General features: G+C 49.4%; 16 protein-coding genes. 2 read left to right on the top strand and 14 right to left on the bottom strand.

Annotated features, from left to right (window positions below):
* Nucleotides 1-35: 35 nt before the first annotated feature.
* The 5 genes from X474_RS14660 to X474_RS14640 all read right to left on the bottom strand — a co-directional run bounded on the left by X474_RS14660 (nucleotide 36) and on the right by X474_RS14640 (nucleotide 3,677).
* On the bottom strand, nucleotides 36-863 hold the full coding sequence (locus X474_RS14660) for a DUF6599 family protein (RefSeq protein ID WP_044349943.1): 828 nt from the start codon (nucleotides 861-863) through the stop codon (nucleotides 36-38).
* 195 nt (nucleotides 864-1,058) lie between these two features.
* Nucleotides 1,059-1,406: a DUF362 domain-containing protein gene (locus X474_RS14655; protein ID WP_044349942.1), complete on the bottom strand. Its 348-nt coding sequence runs from the start codon at nucleotides 1,404-1,406 to the stop codon at nucleotides 1,059-1,061.
* 33 nt (nucleotides 1,407-1,439) lie between these two features.
* Nucleotides 1,440-1,655 (bottom strand): hypothetical protein, encoded by a 216-nt coding sequence (locus X474_RS14650; protein WP_044349941.1) that lies wholly within the window; start codon nucleotides 1,653-1,655, stop codon nucleotides 1,440-1,442.
* A gap of 272 nt (nucleotides 1,656-1,927) precedes the next feature.
* Nucleotides 1,928-2,773: a DUF169 domain-containing protein gene (locus X474_RS14645; protein ID WP_044349940.1), complete on the bottom strand. Its 846-nt coding sequence runs from the start codon at nucleotides 2,771-2,773 to the stop codon at nucleotides 1,928-1,930.
* A gap of 445 nt (nucleotides 2,774-3,218) precedes the next feature.
* Nucleotides 3,219-3,677: a MarR family winged helix-turn-helix transcriptional regulator gene (locus X474_RS14640; protein WP_044349939.1), complete on the bottom strand. Its 459-nt coding sequence runs from the start codon at nucleotides 3,675-3,677 to the stop codon at nucleotides 3,219-3,221.
* 191 nt (nucleotides 3,678-3,868) lie between these two features.
* Here X474_RS14640 and X474_RS26850 point away from each other — a divergent pair, with 191 nt between their 5' ends.
* Entirely contained in the window at nucleotides 3,869-4,048 is a 180-nt protein-coding gene (locus tag X474_RS26850; RefSeq protein ID WP_044349938.1) for a hypothetical protein, read from the top strand.
* Between the two features lie 107 nt (nucleotides 4,049-4,155).
* Nucleotides 4,156-4,647 (top strand): PPC domain-containing DNA-binding protein, encoded by a 492-nt coding sequence (locus tag X474_RS14630; RefSeq protein WP_044349937.1) that lies wholly within the window; start codon nucleotides 4,156-4,158, stop codon nucleotides 4,645-4,647.
* Between the two features lie 383 nt (nucleotides 4,648-5,030).
* Here X474_RS14630 and X474_RS26200 read toward each other — a convergent pair whose 3' ends face one another.
* The 9 genes from X474_RS26200 to X474_RS14580 all read right to left on the bottom strand — a co-directional run bounded on the left by X474_RS26200 (nucleotide 5,031) and on the right by X474_RS14580 (nucleotide 16,548).
* Nucleotides 5,031-5,222: a hypothetical protein gene (locus X474_RS26200; protein ID WP_197282122.1), complete on the bottom strand. Its 192-nt coding sequence runs from the start codon at nucleotides 5,220-5,222 to the stop codon at nucleotides 5,031-5,033.
* A 74-nt stretch (nucleotides 5,223-5,296) separates the two neighbouring features.
* Nucleotides 5,297-6,547, bottom strand: a complete 1,251-nt coding sequence (locus X474_RS14620; protein WP_044349935.1) for a trimethylamine methyltransferase family protein — start codon at nucleotides 6,545-6,547, stop codon at nucleotides 5,297-5,299.
* Nucleotides 6,548-6,564: 17 nt separating this feature from the next.
* Nucleotides 6,565-8,166, bottom strand: a complete 1,602-nt coding sequence (locus tag X474_RS14615; RefSeq protein ID WP_197282121.1) for a BCCT family transporter — start codon at nucleotides 8,164-8,166, stop codon at nucleotides 6,565-6,567.
* Between the two features lie 53 nt (nucleotides 8,167-8,219).
* Nucleotides 8,220-9,149 carry an NAD(P)/FAD-dependent oxidoreductase gene (locus X474_RS14610; protein ID WP_044349934.1) on the bottom strand — a complete coding sequence of 310 codons (930 nt, stop codon included), beginning with the start codon at nucleotides 9,147-9,149 and terminating at the stop codon, nucleotides 8,220-8,222.
* Between the two features lie 26 nt (nucleotides 9,150-9,175).
* The gene (locus X474_RS14605) at nucleotides 9,176-9,487 is read right to left on the bottom strand and encodes a thioredoxin family protein (RefSeq protein WP_044349933.1); all 312 of its coding nucleotides are present in this window, start codon (nucleotides 9,485-9,487) and stop codon (nucleotides 9,176-9,178) included.
* An 84-nt stretch (nucleotides 9,488-9,571) separates the two neighbouring features.
* Nucleotides 9,572-11,137: a sulfatase gene (locus tag X474_RS14600; protein WP_044349932.1), complete on the bottom strand. Its 1,566-nt coding sequence runs from the start codon at nucleotides 11,135-11,137 to the stop codon at nucleotides 9,572-9,574.
* Between the two features lie 365 nt (nucleotides 11,138-11,502).
* A complete protein-coding gene (locus X474_RS14595; protein ID WP_052515240.1) occupies nucleotides 11,503-12,870 on the bottom strand; it encodes a sigma-54 interaction domain-containing protein in 1,368 nt (455 codons plus the stop codon).
* A gap of 521 nt (nucleotides 12,871-13,391) precedes the next feature.
* A complete protein-coding gene (locus tag X474_RS26845; protein ID WP_044349930.1) occupies nucleotides 13,392-14,051 on the bottom strand; it encodes an ANTAR domain-containing response regulator in 660 nt (219 codons plus the stop codon).
* 22 nt (nucleotides 14,052-14,073) lie between these two features.
* Nucleotides 14,074-16,548, bottom strand: a complete 2,475-nt coding sequence (locus X474_RS14580) for a PAS domain S-box protein (RefSeq protein WP_044349929.1) — start codon at nucleotides 16,546-16,548, stop codon at nucleotides 14,074-14,076.
* Nucleotides 16,549-17,062 lie beyond the last annotated feature (514 nt).

The following is a 17,062-nucleotide window of genomic DNA, read 5'->3' as shown; positions in this document are numbered from 1 at the left end:
GAACGCTCCTTTATTACCTTTGTAATTCAAGCCGGTTATGCTGAGCCTTTGCTTACTGGCCGACTTTTACCCAGCTTCTCGGCCAAGCTGTCCCGGGTGGATTTTACCTTTCCCCGGTCCTGCCCGACTAAAACGGCGATATAGCTGCCAAGTTGGTTGATCAGGATCAGGTTGTCATCCCGATCCACCATGGCTGCCTGGTTTTCCCGTATATCCTGTCCGCTGAAGCGGTTATTGGTTTTGAGCCCGGCGGCGGCCTTCTGGTATGTGGTCAGGCTTTCAGCCTCGTCCCGGTATTTAAAAACCAGCACCTTGCAATCTTTGATTTCCCCAACCATGCCCTGGCGGACCTGGAAAATATTTTTGGTGTCAAAGATGTAGCTGCTCATCAGCCCCAGCGGGCCGCGCACATACCTGGCATTGGAAAGAGTTGTGGGCTCACTCAACACAAGTTCGGCCAATTCGGGTCTCGCCCCTGTCCGGGTAATCCGCTTATCAACCGCTTTTGCCTGTGCGGTGAGGCCCTCCATGGTCTGTTTATCCGAGTCCATCCCAACCAGGGTGACCAAGAGGTTGCCTTTCCAGAAGTTCAGGTAATACTCCTGCATAAGTGAGGCCCGGCCGATCTTGAGCGCCTTGCCGCCTTTACCGGCCTTGAAGGTGTACATTCCGTATGCGGCGGCCGGGGTTTGCATTTCATAGCTTTCCAGCTTGATTGTCCTGTCTTTTGGCCCGAAATACTCACCTCGCACCACCTGCTTGAAACCGTACTCGTGATATATGTCGGCCCCGCCGTTTATCATGCGAAAAAGGTTTTCGCCCTGATACTTCACCGGCTCACCCTCCAGGCTCCAGCCGTTCACCTCGCCGTTTGCGGGCAGGTAGTCCGAAAAATCAGCCGCAATGCCGACATTGCCCTAGAGCAGAAACAGGAGCGCCATAAAGCTGATGCCATGTTTGATCTTTACTCTCATAGCGACACCTCTTGAATCCGCAGCTTTTTAAGGTCCATCTCTCCCGGGCCGTGCTCATGCGCCAATTGTATGATTCGAACATCCTCACTTTTTACGCCGAGCAGGTTTGCGCCATGAACATCCATTGCAACCCGCTCCACTCCGGCAAATACGGCTTGCGGCTTGACCAGGGGAGAGAAACTCGATATCGTCGTAATACCCGCTTGCCCCGGTGGAAAAGTGAAAGAAATGGGTGGTGCTGCTGGCAAGCGATCCCATCATGTTTTTCATAGCGCCGGTGAAAAGCACTCCGTCGTGGTGCTTGGCGATGGGGATATCAATTAACACATCCCAATCCAACAAGGCTTTGGCAACCTCGGCTTCCTTTAATGATATGCCATGCTTAAGCGGCACAGATGTTAAATCTTCACTGTAGTCCCGCTGCCCTTCCACGTGGTTTTTAAATTCCTTGGCGGCGACTGTGTCCTAGAGCTGGAAAGTGGCTGTGCGTCCCTTGGAAGTGACCTTTATTTTTATATCCGATAATATAAGTCTGTTTTTTTCTTTTGGCACAGGTTTTTCATTGGCCGCCATAGCGGTTTTTGCTTGCAAGGCAATAGCCCCTGCCATGACGCAACTTATTAATCCAACGATAAAAAATGATATAATGGGTTTCTCGAAATTTCTCCCGGCAAAAATCATGGCTTAGACGCCTTTGTCTCCCACCAGTGCGAAAACCGTGCGGGTTTGCCTCCCAACACCACGAAAGGCTGATGACGTTACGGATTTCAGGGCAGGGCGCTTGGTCCTATGCTTAAGGGCAAAAAGCCGAAAACATGAAAAACAGGCTTAACGCCCCGCTTTTTTTGATTTAGCCGCCGTTAATCTGGTTCCGATAAACAGAGCCTCAAAGTTGAAAAGAGGTTGGCCTGAATAAGCCAACCTCTTTACTCCTTGGATTAAAAGGACTGTGTTTACTTGTCTTCTCCCCAGGTTTTGGCGCTGCGGGCCACCTTTTTGCTTACTTCCTTCCAGGCTCCGTCTACATTGAACATGGATTCCGGCAGGGCGGCCAACATTTTTTTATACATGGACCAGGGCGCCGTGAAGGTCAATTCATCGGTTTTCATGAATTTTCTGGCCGAAGGGTCAAAGCCGCCAAGCACCGCCTTTTCTATCCCTTTTTCCTTATAGTAAAGCGGCCAGGAGATCATGTTGGTGCATCCCGCTCCAAAGGGAGAGGCCACGCAATCCACATCGCCTGTGGTGAAAGCCGCGTGGGTTAAGAGGCCGCATAACACCTCGGGCCGTGCGAAAAAGATGACAAATTCCGGTCGCTCGTCTTCTGTAAACAATGACAAAGGCTTGAATATACAGTATTTTCCTGGGGCCTTACGAGGATTGACCTGATCCAGGAATTTTCTCATGGCCTCGGGAGAAGGTAAATACCGTTCACCATGTATGGGGGTGCCCTCAAAGCCCGTGGTTACATAGTGCTCAATGAACCTAAGGTTTGGCTTCATCATGGAACAGTAAAAAGCGCCTCCGACGCACCCATACTCTTCCGGGGAAATAAAGGCGGCGCGGTGTTTCTTCCTGGCCAGCCATACGTTGCCCATAACGCACGAAAACCGCTTGAAGACCTCCTGTATATCAACCTTGCCCTGTTCTTCCAGCTTTCGCGAGATGGGGGGGCCGGGTTTGGGGCCGAAAGCGTTATCCGGTTTAGTGTCATCGTAATGCACTCCGAACGGTTCTTCGCTCAAGCCCAGGTGCTCCAGAAATATTTTGGTTTCTTCAAGAACTGATTGCACTGACATGGCTTAACCTTCCTGATTTTTAGTTGCTTGTTTCGCAGGCAGATCCTATGCGGCAAAGGCTGCATTGGAGCGGGTCCGCAGCACGGTGCGGATCAAGACGCTCGTAATGCCTGGGAAAAAATAAATTGTTGTGTCATGGTTTTAAATTGCCTTTCCCCTTATTTTCTATTTCAATCCGGCATAACAGGGCGGAATATGGCCATCTGCCGATTTCCGGGATGCAAAATCCAGGATCATCCGGGCATGGTGCAGTGGAGTTTGATTCAAACGCGCCCGAAAGCTCCGGCATTTGGTAGTGGATGGAATCCGAAAGGCTGACCCGTTGGCGCTTCGTCCCCTGTGGAGTTGAAATATTGGGCCAATCACCCTGACTTCAAGCATTTGTCCGCCTCCAATGGTCATGCCCGGATTCTTGGGCATCCATCTCTTGGCGCGATCTGCTGCATCACGCCTTCAACGATTCCAGGTTGCCTGTTATGTGTCTGAGGATTCTTATGGATTCGGTAATTTCTTCGCGGGTTAACCCTATAAAGGCTCTTTCCAGGAAACCTGTAACAATGGGCACCAGTGTCCCCCTTATTTCCTTGCCGCTGTCGGTTAGGTAGACATTTAAGCGCCGTTTGTCTTCATTGGTTGGGACTCTTTTGATAAAGCCTTTTTTTTCCAGAAGATTCAGCATTCTGGTGATGGTGTGCCTGTCTTTGCCTATTTTCACCGCGATAGCGCTTTGATGAATTCCTTCTTTTTCCCAAAGGCAACTTAGAATAGCCCATTGTTCCGCTGTGATGTTTATCCCTTCAGCCTGGAAGGCCTTGTGAAGCCCCAACTTCAGGAGTAGATCCAGGTGGTGCATTATGAAGCCCGGAGAATTTTCAATGGGAAATACTTTGAAATTATTCGACATTTGTCAGGTTCCTTTTTAATTTTATTAATTGTTGTCATAACAACGTTGTTTTGTCAACATTTTTGTTTGAATTTTTACCTGACGGTGTTCGCATAGCGAAACCCACGGCAGCTCCAGAGGAGATCCCCGGCTGGGCAAAGCGAATTGGTTTTTTAAGTTCGCTTGTGATGAGCTTTTTGTGCGGATCAATCATGGAAAAAATTTTCGAGAAACAAGGTAATATTGAAAAGGGTGCCGATGCCTCGGAAACGGGTGACGGTTTTTTGGGGGGGGCGGATCTCTCTATTGAAAGCGATGTCAAACTCACCCTTTATCGGTTTGCTCGAATTGATGTTCCAGTAAACAGTGCTGGTGTCGTTGCAAATGTTTGACGTTAACGGCGGTCAAGAGCTCCTCGGTGTCAGCCGATCAGTCGGAGGACTACTAATGCCGCGTGGAACCAGTCAAATATTCTTTTTGAATTGAAGGGAGATCAATAATGGAAATTCCGGGAGTTAAATGCCATTTCGCCATGGGGCGTCCGGGGAGGCTGGTGGCCGCCCGTCTGTTGCCAGATCAAGATGTCTACCAAGGTGTTGTCGCACTGATCAAGGAATCCGGATTCAAGTCCGGTGAGGTGACTGCCATCGGCTCCCTTAAATCAGCCTCTGTCATGTGGGCCAAGACCGAGGAATTTACCGGGGACTTTGAAAATGAGGCCGTACTTTATGAGATGAAAGGGCCGGTGGAGCTGGGGGTGGCCAAGGGTTACTTTGGGGTTGATGAAAACGGGGAGTTGTTCATGCACCTTCATGGCCTGATCCTGGACAAGGAAGGCCAAATGCGTTGCGGCAATCTTCAGCCGGGTTCAGCTCCGGTTCTGGCCACTGTGGAACTGACCATCACCGAGTTTGCCGGCCTGGACATGAACTACACAATAGATCCCGTGTGGAATCATAAGTTCCCTCGTCCTGTGCCTTTGGATGAGTAATTTTTGAAAAATATTGACTTTAAGTCCATACATGGAATTTGTGGTGTTCTCCAGAGCTTGGCTCGTCTGCGTCCTTGATTAGGGCTGCCTGGAGCCCAAAATCCTTCTCTTGGATTTTGTCATATGCCGGTTGGCACAAACGTGGTTTTGCCAACCGGTCGAAATTTTTACCTTAGGAAAGCCTCTCGATTGGGCGGATTGTCGTTTGGGGCTCCGGAAAAATACGTTTTTGGGTGTGTTTTCATAGCCCCCTTTGTCTCTGAAATGAATTGTTATTGGCTTTACACGACAGAAATCCCAGCGTATTTCTGTTCCCTAAGCTCTCTTTTGGTATGGCCAACCGCCTTTGACATGCCTGTCTTTCAATCAACCCTTAATCAGTGTTATCCCTCTAAAAGCTCAGACAAGAGCTCGATCAATTGGGATGTTTCTATGGGGCGGGAGTGTTGCACGATTTTGCCGTCAACTAAAAGAACCGGCGTCTTGTCCAACAGCCCCTGACGGGTGATGGCCAGGTTGTCGGCGACCATGTTTATTCCGGCTCGAAGGTTTAAACGCCGGACAGCTGATTTCACTTTGCTCTCAGCTATCATCAGCCGTCCGGCATCCAGGTCCAATACCCTTATTTCGTGAATAAAAGGCATTGGTTTTAGTGGTTAAAGGATTTGCCGATGTTTTTGAGGGTGTGATCAAGCACCCTGAAATCCTGCCGGGCCAGGCCTTCTAAAATGGCCTCCAGACCCTGTTCGTCATACTTGGCCGGCTCCGGGATCTCAACCGGCGCCGGATTTTCCTCGATCTTACGGTACAACTCGATCTGTTTTTCCATATTGTCTATGCTGAAATCATTGATTTGGGCTGAAAATCCGAACATATGGCGCATGATGAAATAGTCGTACTGATTGACCAGACTGTAGATCTTGGAGCATTGTGCCATGGCCTCGTCATCCAATTGATCCCTGTGATGGCCGCAGGAGCTTTGACAACAGGGGATGCCCAGATGGAGGTTTAACTCGGCCAGCAGAATATTGACCATGGTGTTGGATACGCTGCCGAACATCATGGGCATATCTTTTTTGGTCATGTTGGCGATGGTGGGCATGGCTGAATTCAAGCACTTGATCCCCGGACAAATAAGCTGCCCCAAAACCATGCCGAAAAGCGCCTCGGCATGGGCCAGGGTTGCCAGGGAGCTCATGGTGTAGGGACCAGTCAAACCACCGATGGGCATTGAGTTCATGATAAACGGCAGGCCCCTGGTGGTGGTTTTTATAAACGGGTCCACCATTTCGTCACTTACGGTCATATAGGTGGCAATGATGCTCAAGGCCGCACCGGCCGGCCGTCCGGCCTCGTTGTGGCTCTTAAGCCGGTCATAGCCTTGATCTGTGTAAATGGTGGGCAAGATCAGTTTGCCGCCGGCGGCTAGAACCATGTGATCAATGGCCTGGCATTCCAGCTTGGCCCGTCCCTCGGTGTCCTTTCTTTTGAGTGTGTTTAAAACGTTGAAAGAGCTTTGCAGGCTGGTCAGAATATCAGTTTGGCCGTAAATATCGGCCAGCCGGTTCATATCTTCCAGCACCGGTGTTCTGGGGCCATCCTGATCCACAATATAGGCCGCCATGCCGCCGGTGCCGAATCCTTTGGGAAAGAAGTCCATACCCTGTTTTATAAGCTTAATTGAGGATTCGATTACATCCTGGGAAATGTAAATTCTCCCCAGTTCTTCACTGTAATTTATTTTTTCAAGCTGCCCAGGGGCCATGGCCTCCAAAAGTTTTTGGCTGGCTTGGGGGGAGACGGAAAACCCGTATGACTCTATGAGCATCATTGCGTCCTGGTGGATCTGCTCATACAGTTCCGGATTGCCGAATTTTTGCTTGGCTGTTTGAGTGGTCACTCTATTATTCCTTGTTGTTACTTACTTGGTTTTTTTTTGTTTGGTTGGATGACGGGATGTTCGGCTTTATAGGATCGCTTCAGCATTTTTATGAGCGATGCCGCCATCATAAAGGTCACAATGGCAAACGGCGTTCCTGCGATAATGGATACCTTTTGCAAGGCCTTTAATCCGCCGCTGGCCAGCAGCACAAAGGCCAGGGAGCCGATGAAAATGCCCCATATCAGTTTCATGGGCGTGCTGGGCTCGGTTTTGCCGCCGGACATCTGCATGGCAACAAAAAAGGAAGCCGAGTCCGCAGAGGTGATCAAGAATATGACCAGATTCAAGAAAACGATCGCCCCAACAAAATCACCCCAAGGGAAGGTTGATAATAGTACATAGATTCCGGAGCCCATGTCTGCCTTTAACGCTGCGGCAATGTCTGCTATGTGTGCGATCTGCACACTCTGGGCGGCTCCACCGACAATGGAAAACCATACAAGCGCCACCAGGGTGGGAACTACGCAGACTCCCAGGATGAATTCCCTGATGGTTCTGCCCTTGGAGATGCGGGCCACAAAGCCGCCGCAGAATGGTCCCCATGAAATCCACCAGATCCAGTAAAAAACAGTCCACCAGTCAAGCCACTGCCCCTTGACGTTGTTGGCATCGGTCCAAAAGGTGGCAAATACAAAGTTGTTGATGTAACTGCCTATGGTCTGCACCATCAGCTCCAGCAGTTCGCGGGTGGGTCCGGAAAAAAGGATAAAGGCGCCCCAGCAGAACGCGATGCCCACATTTATGGTAGAGAGGTTTTTGATGCCTTTTTTGATGCCGGAGACTGCGGAGAGAACATACAAGGCGATCAGGATCGCCAGGAAGGTCAATTGCCCAAAGGTGCCCAGTGGTTTTCCGTAAAGGTGTTCTATCCCCGCGTTGGTGCTTATAATACCCAGCCCCAGGGCCGTGCTGACCCCTGCGATGGTGGCAAAGGCCGCCAGGATTTCGATCACCTTGCCCAGGGCGTTTTGGGAAATCTTGTCGCCAAATAAGCCGTACAGCGATATGGATACATTCATGGGTTTTCCCAACCTATAGGCGGGGAAAGCGATGGCGAGTCCGACCAGGGCGAATATACCCCAGGCGTGAATTCCCCAGTGCATCACCCCGATCTGGATGGCAATGGGTCTGGCCGCCGGGGTGGCGGACTCGGCCAGATAAGGCGTGTTCATATAGTGCATGATGGGCTCGCCCACAGCCCAGAATGCGTAACCCACACCGACGCCGCATGAAAACAGCATGGCTATCCATGCGAAATAGCTGAATTCAGGTTTATCGGTTTCCTTACCGAGTTTCATGTTCCCGTATTTGCTAAATGCGATGTAGATAACCACACCCAGATAAATTGCGACGGAGATTATGAAGAACCAGCTGAATCTGGAAGTAATCCAAGATTGTATGGCAGACAGTAGGCCGTCAAAGTTAACAGGATCGACTATCCCGTAGATAACGGCCAGCAAAGTGACGGCCGCAGTTATGAAAAAGATGGTGGGATCGTATTTCCCGATTATTTTGCTTAGACCCGGGCCGTCGGCCTGGGCGGATGCATCCATGGTTTTGGTTTGTGCGTCAGACATCGTATGCTTAGCCATTTCTGAAAGGGTTTTTGTCTTGGCTTCCGGCATTCGTTTCAGATCTTGTGCTGTATTTTTCGGATGTAGTCTGCGGAGCTTAGGGCGGCGATTGTGCCGTCGTGCATGGCTGTGGTGATCTGGCGGTATTTTTTATGGACAATATCCCCGGCGGCAAACACTCCCGGGATATTAGTCTCCATATGTGCTCCGGCGTTTATGTATCCCTGTGGAGTCAGGGACACGGCTTCGCTGAAGAGCCCGTTCTGCGGGTCATGACCCATATATATAAAAATACCATCTATATTGAGTTTGGTAACAGTGTCTGTTTCGGTATTCTTTAGTTGAACTTGGGTCAGTTTGCCGTCTTTGGTCAGAATTGCCTCGACAAGGGTGTTAAGGTGTACATCCACCTTGTTGCCGTGACTCCTTAACTCTGCTTGGGACTGTTTGGAGGCAAAAAGCCGCCCCATCTGTTCAATGAGCGTTATATGGGCGACACCTGAGGAAAGAAGGTATTGGGACTCCTCCACCCCGCTGTTGCCGCCCCCCACCACCAGTACACGCTTGCCCTTGTAAGCGGAGCCGTCGCAAATGGCACAGTAATGGATCTGCTCACATTCCGCACCAATCGGTAAGGCCTTGGGCTTTCTACCTGTTGCCAGTATCATCACTGGCGCCGAGAAATTCCCTTCATCGGTTTGGGCGACCTTGAGGTCTCCTTTAAGTGAAATACTGTCCACCTCAATCACCTCGCGGATATCAACTCCCAGCGCCTCAACCTGGTCCCGGACCTGCTCCATCAGCTCCTGTCCACTGATCTCCGTTTTGGAAGGGAAATTGGTGACTTTAAAGGTTGTATTGACCAGGCCGCCACAGATGCTTTTTTCCAGAATCACGGTTTTCAAGTTGGCTTGGGCCGTGTAAATAGCCGCGGTCATGGAGGCTATTCCCCCCCCCAGAATTATTACGTCGTATTGATTGTCCATGGGACTCTCCAAGTGACGCCAAGAGGTTATGAAACCATTTTCTCCAGCTGTCGATAGGTGACATCACCGGTCTTCTCAGCGATTTTTTCGTTGTCTCTAAAAATGAACAGCGAGGGAATTCGGCTCACGCCTAACTCTTTCACGGTTTCCGGACAGGATTCACGGTTGAGCTGGAAATATTTGATCTGCTTGCCCTGGGCTGCGGGCATGCCAGCGAATTTGGTCAATATTTTTTTCATGGCATTACAGTAAGGACATTTATCCTTGTAAAACAATGCGATAACTAAACCGCCCTTTATACTTGCCTCGAATTCACGGTCTGTAATTTCGGTTATCATGATCAGTCCTCATTGATTTGATTGGGACTCACCGGTGCTGGATGGTCAACACCGGTTTGCCCCGAGAAATAGTCACATCTGACACTAAATGTCTGAATAAACAGATTCGGCCTTTAACTCCAGCATGTACTCACGCAGCTTGTCGTAGAGTTCCCTGGCGACCTCAGGATTTTTTTCAATTACGTTTTTGAGCTGGAAGGGATCATTGCTGCGACTGTATAAGCCGTCTTTTTCAGGCACTTCAGTGAGAGAACCGGGTACACAGGTCCACTGATTTTCCTGTTGTTTCCTGATGCGGTCGAACATGGTTTGGGTGTCCGCGACACCCTCGGAGACCTCTCCCTCCTGTATATCGAAGACCTCGAACATGGTTTTCCCGCCGGCTTCGGAGTTCTCCAGAGCCACCGGGTTCAGCCAGTGGATATAAGACCAGTCCTTGGTGATAAGGGACCATGACTGTCCAAAGAAACCGGTGATAAGGAAATCCCTGATATCCTCGACCTCACCCTTTAAAAGAGGCCAGAGGCTTTTGCCCTGCATATCCGCCCATGCCTCTTGGGGAATATTCATCCATTCCATCATGGTGGGGGTGATGTCGATGTTCTGCACCAGGGCGGATTTCCGGGTCCCGGCTTCCAGTCCCTCGGCCTTTACGATCATGGGGACGTGGACCAGCTCCTCATAGGGCCAGGGGCGGCATTTTCTTACAATGCCGTGGCCGTGCTCTTCGTTGCCCAGGGGCTCGCCATGGTCTGACATCAAAACCACCATGGTGTCCCGCTCCAGGCCCAAATCCCGGATTCTGTCCAGGACCTTGCCGAGCCATTTGTCCACGTTGGTGATTTTCTCCGCATAAAGGGCGCGGATATGCTCCATTTCCCGGTCGGTGTAAACATTGTCCGCATAGGTGGATACGGGGTTCCAGATCTCTTTGCCGTCGTAATCGGGATCATAGGGGCATTTCAGATCCGGATCATAGACAGAGGGAGCATCCCAGGGCTCGTGAGGATCAAAGCTGTCAATCCAGAGGAAAAAGGGTTTGTTGCGGTCGGCCTCCTCCAAAAAACGGATGGACTGTTTGGCGATTTGGGCCACGTTCTGGTCGGCGTCTGTCTTCCAGTACTGACGCTGGGCCAGGTAACCCTTCATCTCGTCTTTGGAAAATACAGACCACATTTCCTCCACCTTCTCACCGTTTTCATCTGTCCGATAAGAGGGCTTGTGGTAGTCCTCCATTTTCAGGTGATACAGGGGATCGTCGGCATAATAGTGGTTGTCATCGTCATGCCCCCGCAGGTTGAAAACGTAATCAAACCCCCGCTGATAGCCGTATTTGGGCAGGTGCATGACGGAAGTGTCGGTAATCAGGGCTGAATAGGTGCTGTAGCGCCAAAGGATGTCGGCAATGGTGGTGTCGTCCAGCTCAAGCGGTGACCATCCCCTGTAAGGCAGGGTGTAACGGCCGGTGAAAAGCGCGCGGCGAACGGGAATGGTGGGAAGCCCTTCTGAGTAAACGTTATCCAAGACAACACCTTCTCGGGCGAGTCGATCAAAGTTGGGGGTTTTGATCTTTCCTCCATAGCAGCCCAGATAGTGCCACTGCATACTGTCGCACATGATCATGACCACGTTTTTATTTCGCTTCTGCATTTAGGTTTCTCCTTTATTTATCCCCCATGTGTGAGTCCCGGAATTGTGGGAATCAGTCGTGGGTTGTGATCCGGATCATTAGTTGCCCGCACCACGATGCGTTGCCGTTATTTTTTTCACAAATACAGCGCAATAAATATGCCAGGCGAAGCCGTAAGTAGATTTTTTCATCTAAGTCTTTGATAATATAAGTAAATACTATTTGAGTCAGGCTTTTGGGCGAATGCTGGGGCATGGATTGAGATGCGACAAATGTGTCGTGTTGGTCGGGTGATAAACGGGAAAGTGTTTTGGTATGGAAAAGTTAGGCGGTAGGCGACAATTATGTAGAAAAAAACGACATTACTGTCGCCTAAATTATGTGGCTAGTGGATTTTGTATTTTTTTATCTTCCGTTGAAGCGTCCTCATGGTGATGCCCAATAACGAGGCTGTATCTCCTTTTCTCCAGTGACATTGCTCCAGAGCGGAGCGTATCAGCTTGCTTTCAAAGTTTTCAACGTTTTGGGCTAGTTCCAGGTTTTGCTGGGTCTCCGGGACGGAATCGGCATTGAAATTTTTGATGGGCATCACCTCCTCCAATTGGAGGCTGCCCAGGGTAAGGTAGCGGTCTATAACGTTTTTAAGTTGCCTGACGTTTCCCGGCCAGGAATAGGTTTCCATTCTCAGCCGCAAGGTGGTGGGCATATCCTTGATGGAAGTGGTTTTGTCCCGGCTTTCCTGCAAAAAATGGTCGATTAGTAAAGGGATGTCTCCAATTCGCTTTCTGAGAGGCGGCATTTTAACCGGCACCACATTGATGCGGTAGTAAAAATCTTCCCGCATTTTGCCCTGGCGAACTAATTGTTTTAAGTCCCGGTTGGTAGCGCAGATCAAACGGAAATCGGATTTTAAAAGTTTTTTCCCCCCAATGGGGGTGTAGCCGATGCCGTCCAGCCCCCTGAGAAGCTTGATCTGGAAATCCAATGAAATCTCTCCCACCTCGTCTAAAAACAGGGTTCCTTCATTGGCCAGTTGGAAGTAACCGGGAGTATCCGCAGTAGCACCGGAAAACGAGCCCTTGCAATGCCCGAAAAATTCCCTTTCCAGCAGGTTCTCTGGTATTGCACCGCAGTTTACCGGAATAAACGACTTTTGGCTCCGCTTGCTCAAGGAGTGGATGGCATGGGCTGCCAGCTCTTTTCCGGTGCCCGATTCCCCGGTGATTACAACAGACGATCCCTTTTCCGCCAGCTTAAGGATAAGGTCGTACAGATTCTGCATTTGTTCCGATTTCCCGATCAGTTGCTCAAGCTGGTAACGCTGCCCCAAGGATGACTTCAGACGGATGTTTTCCTGCTGTAGTTCAAGCTCTATAATTTTGTGATCTGTGATATCGGTAATCAGGCCTTCGACGTACTTCATCTCGCCGCTTTTGGAGAAAAGCGCGACGCCTTCTTCGCAGACCCATTTATTGCGACCATCTGCGGTTTTAACCCGATAGATCAGTCGGTATTTTGGAGACTGTATGGAAAGACGGTTAAGAACTTTGGAATTTCGGGCGAGGTCGTCTTTATGAACCATTTTCCGAAACGCCTTGGTTTCGATCAGCTCATGCGGTTCGTAGCCCAGAATCTCAACAGACCCTTTACTGGCATACTGAATGGTCAGTTCCTTATCATTAAGACACCGAAACGCCATTCCCGGCAGGTGATCTATAAGGGAATCCAGGTCAATACCTAAAGGGCTATGCATGATAATTCCAATATCCGTGAAAACTAAAATTTATCGATATTTACTTTTTAAAAATTTACCAGATTTATTCACGTAAGCCCGCTTTTCCCTCTACCGGTCATCCCCGGAAACTTAACCTACGTTAAGTTTTTGGATGAAAAGTATTTTGGGCCGGGGATCATGAGGAGGGGTCCGAGAAAGATCTTTGGCGAGGAAAGGAAAATTTGCTCCTGCTTTTAAAATACCCGTCATTAGTCGCAAAATAACCCATAGCAACCTGATCTGGCTAAAAAGGAGCGCTTGATTATAAGAGGGGTAAAACTGCTTTCCGGCCGATTGGGCAAGGTAGTTGGTTTGGCTCATTCCCATATTTGTTTTAATTTACATGTGGATAAATAATATATGGTCCGCTGATTGAAACGTGGCTGAATATTAAGGCGTCATTCATCTTTAAGGGCCAAACTTAAAACAGCAGGTTTTACATGGTTCGCCCGGATCACCAGGCAACCAGGATTTTAATTAGTGACAACTAAATTGATACATCAGCTCAGCTCTTCGTCTTTATCTAGCACCTCGTCTGCCATATCCGGATACAGTTCCTTTATGCATTCGGGGCATAAGCCGTGGCTGAATTCGGCCTGCGAATGTTCACTGATATAGGCTTCGATCTGGTTCCAATAACCTTTGTCATCCCTTATTTTTTTGCAATTGGCGCATATTGGCAATATCCCCCGCAGGGTCTTGATTTCAACAAGGGCCTGTTCAAGTTCCTTATTTCGCTGCTCCAGATTGTTGTACAGGTTGCGGCAAATCATGAGGTCGGCATGGCGGGCCATGGCGATGGTAATGGCTCGTTCGATCTCCGCAGGCTGGGGAGGTTTGGTCAGGTAGGCGCCCACTCCCATATCGCCGGCTTGTTGGACGGTTTCCAGGGATTCATAAGCGGTTAGGACCACCACCGGTGTGGGGCACTTTTCCTGGATGATATTCGAGGCCTTGAGCCCATCCATAACGGGCATTTGAATATCCATCAGGATCACATCCGGCTTGAGTTTACAGGCCATCTTTACAGCCTGCTCGCCGTTGGCGACCTCGGCTACCACCTGGTGGCCTATACCTTTCAACGACCTGGCGATATCCTTGCCAACCAAATAATCATCTTCAGCCACCAGGACTCGGATTATTTCTTTGGGAGCAAACATGTAATCCTCTTAATAAGAGTTGTCAGGGTTTGTTGACAAAGGTTATGGATGCCTGAGCCCCGCCGTTATTGGCAAAGGTTATATTTCCGCCAAGGCTTTTGGTGGTTATTCCCTTTATCAGTTCGAATCCGACACTATCAACCTCAGATGTCTGCCTGAAGATATGGTCCGGATAGCCGGGCCCGTCGTCTTTAAAGACCAACCTTAAGTTTTGTTCCTGTTGCTCAATAGCAATTTCAATGGCCGCTTCCCTGCGCTCCTTTAACGCGTATTTAATAGTGTTGGTGGTTAGCTCGTTTATGATCATGGTCAGGTGGTGCGCCTGATTGCTGTTGATCTTGATTTCGCTGGGGGTGATTTTCACCTTTACCTGCTTGTCGGTGGGAATCCCCTTGGAAGCGGCATTCACCACCTGGCGGCATAGCTCCGTCACCTTGAGCGGACGCCAGCCCGATGCGGAAAGTAAACTGTGTATGGTCAGCAGGCCATTAATACGTCCTTCTAATTCGGAAAGCACATGCTGAAAACCATTGTGGCCTTTCACCTCTTGAGAATCTTCTTTCATGTGCAGCATGCTGATAATCGCCGTAAGGTTGTTTTTAACCCGATGGTTGACTTCCCGGACCAAAACCTTCTGGGTTTGGGCATACTCCCTTAACTCTTCCTCCACTCGTCTGCGTTCGTTGATTTCTTTTTTCAACTGCGCATTGGCCTTCTGTAATTCGGATGTTCGCTCCTGCACCAGCTCTTCCAGATGCTCACGGTGGCGGCGAAGCTCTTCTTCCGCTTTTTTTTGCTCGGTAATGTCCCGGAGAAACTCCACCACGCCGGTGATGGCTCCGGATTCGGGATCGTGGATGGGATAACTAAAGAGTTCAATCCATTCCACAGGCGATCCTTCAGGCCCCGGCACCACATCGGATTCCTTTTGCCCGGATTTAAGGGCGCGCAGCGAGGGACAAGGTTTGAAAGGTTCAGTGGCGGATCTATAACAGATATGACACTTTTTCCCCTGCAAAGGCATCATATGGGCATACCATTGTTCCATGATAGGATTGGCCTTTATTATGGTCAACCCATGATCAAGAACGCTGACTCCGTCTTGAATGCTTGAAATAGTCGCGGAGAGAAATGATTCCGATTTTTTCAGGGCCTTTTCGGCCAGCTTGCGCTCTGTAATATCTCTTGCAATGGACTTGGCAGAGGCCATGTAGCCGTTTTCGTCAAACCGGAAGTTAATACTCCAAAGCATGTCTTTAACTTTACCGGATTGGCTTATTTGACGGTTTTCAAATGTGACATGTTTTTTCTTGTGCTTTAACCAGCCTCCGAACTGGGCCATGGTTTCTTCCCGGTCATCCGGGTGAATGAAATCAAACGCCAAACGGCCGATACACTCTTGCGGGCTCAGGCCGAACACATAACGGGAGGCTTCATTAACAAAAGTCAGCCTACCTTTCCTGTCGACTTCCGTTACCAGGTTCTTGGTTCCTTCTATGATTTCCCGATATCGCTCCTCGCTCATTTTTAAGGCTTCTTCTTGTTGCTTGCGCTCGGTAATATCCGTAACCATGCCTACAGCACCGTCGAAATTTCCCTTGTCATCCAAAAAGGGGCTTGCATTAACCTGGACCCAGACCGACTGACCGTCTTTACGCAGATAACGGCGTTCAAAGCTCCCACTTTTCCCCTGTCTGCGCATGAGCATGCTGTTTTCAAAATTGTCCAAATCTTCCGGAAGAATGAAATCGTAAAGGTTTTTTCCTATGAGTTCATCCGGCTCATAGCCTAAAAGCCGAGCTAGTTTCCGGTTGGCAAAGATGGTTGTCAGCGATTGGTCAACCTCCCACACACCTTCATTGGCCGTGTCCACAATACGGCGGTATCTTTCCTGGCTTTCCCGGAAGAGTTGTTCCGCTTTTACCTTGGACTCATTGTCTGAGATCAAAAAGCAAAGAAAGACCGTTGCCAAGGGGTAAATGAGCATGACCGGTATCGAGATGTTTTTCAGGGCTTTTTGGGCCACCGGCCAGGGAAGGGAAAGCATGCAGAGCAGCATGACCAGATGAACCAAAACACCGAAAAGGTAGAATTGAAGGGCCCTGTTTTTTACTTTTCTCTGCTTGCGATAATAATAAAAAAATACTCCTATACCAGCTGAGCAGAATACGACCAAGACACCGGTTAATGCGCCCACCCCTCCTAAGAACACTCTGAAGGCGTTTGCAATGAGAACCGAGATAACCGCCACGATTGGGCCGCCGAAAAAACCGCCTACACTTATCACCACGGACCGGGTGTCAAAAACAAGGCCGGGCAGCAGGTGAAACGGGCTCATCATGACACCAATGGATACGACCCCGAATAAACACCCTTTAAGTATTTGTCCGATAAGGATTTTGTTTTGCCAGCGCCTGACTATTTGGATGTATAGCAAACTCAAAACCAGAAGCAACGCCGCGTTGCTGGTCAATTGTTGCAGGACTTTTGGGTTCATCTGGCCTCTGTTTCTTTAAAAGCGGGCTTTTCATTTACTGTACCCTGGATAAAAGCTATAGAAATGACGCTTCGTTAAAGGTGTCGCCGGCTTAGCATTTTGGGGGGGGATCAGGGCATCTGGATTAAGAGAAGCGTAACTGTGAAAAAACCTGTTCTAGGGCGGGTGAAACTGATCTGCTCCCAATGTCACGAAAAAACATTGCGGAAGTAAAAACTTTAACCGGAGATATAATTTATCTCCCGTAAGCATCATCCGGGCAGGTCTTTGCGCCTGGCTTCATGCCCCATATAAATGGCACTTCCAATTAGGAATTATTGCTTGTAAAGAGGCGGCTTTTCCTCCCGGCCTTATTTTCTTCTACCATACTGGACATGGGGTGTGTCAACCATTGCAGACCGCTTGATTCCGTGCCGGAGCCGACTTTTTACCGGCATATTTTTTTTGTTGAGTTATGAGCCTTTAATATTCTTTAAGGAGAACACCCCGCTGTCGTTTGACTTATGTTGACCAA

The organism is Dethiosulfatarculus sandiegensis (assembly GCF_000931935.2).
In the GTDB taxonomy this organism is placed as follows: domain Bacteria; phylum Desulfobacterota; class Desulfarculia; order Desulfarculales; family Desulfarculaceae; genus Dethiosulfatarculus; species Dethiosulfatarculus sandiegensis.
Note: the sequence above shows the minus strand (reverse complement) of the source record. Positions and strands in the feature narration are given on the sequence as shown.

Bases quoted from the DNA above. Each gene is read 5' to 3' on its own strand.
- X474_RS14605 (WP_044349933.1), bottom strand. From the start codon at position 9,487: ATGATAACCGAAATTACAGACCGTGAATTCGAGGCAAGTATAAAGGGC.
- X474_RS14645 (WP_044349940.1), bottom strand. From the start codon at position 2,773: ATGTCAGTGCAATCAGTTCTTGAAGAAACCAAAATATTTCTGGAGCAC.
- X474_RS26850 (WP_044349938.1), top strand. From the start codon at position 3,869: ATGGAAAAAATTTTCGAGAAACAAGGTAATATTGAAAAGGGTGCCGAT.
- X474_RS14580 (WP_044349929.1), bottom strand. From the start codon at position 16,548: ATGAACCCAAAAGTCCTGCAACAATTGACCAGCAACGCGGCGTTGCTT.
- X474_RS14650 (WP_044349941.1), bottom strand. From the start codon at position 1,655: ATGATTTTTGCCGGGAGAAATTTCGAGAAACCCATTATATCATTTTTT.
- X474_RS14595 (WP_052515240.1), bottom strand. From the start codon at position 12,870: ATGCATAGCCCTTTAGGTATTGACCTGGATTCCCTTATAGATCACCTG.
- X474_RS14615 (WP_197282121.1), bottom strand. From the start codon at position 8,166: ATGTCTGACGCACAAACCAAAACCATGGATGCATCCGCCCAGGCCGAC.
- X474_RS14640 (WP_044349939.1), bottom strand. From the start codon at position 3,677: ATGTCGAATAATTTCAAAGTATTTCCCATTGAAAATTCTCCGGGCTTC.
- X474_RS26845 (WP_044349930.1), bottom strand. From the start codon at position 14,051: ATGTTTGCTCCCAAAGAAATAATCCGAGTCCTGGTGGCTGAAGATGAT.
- X474_RS14630 (WP_044349937.1), top strand. From the start codon at position 4,156: ATGGAAATTCCGGGAGTTAAATGCCATTTCGCCATGGGGCGTCCGGGG.
- X474_RS14600 (WP_044349932.1), bottom strand. From the start codon at position 11,137: ATGCAGAAGCGAAATAAAAACGTGGTCATGATCATGTGCGACAGTATG.
- X474_RS14610 (WP_044349934.1), bottom strand. From the start codon at position 9,149: ATGGACAATCAATACGACGTAATAATTCTGGGGGGGGGAATAGCCTCC.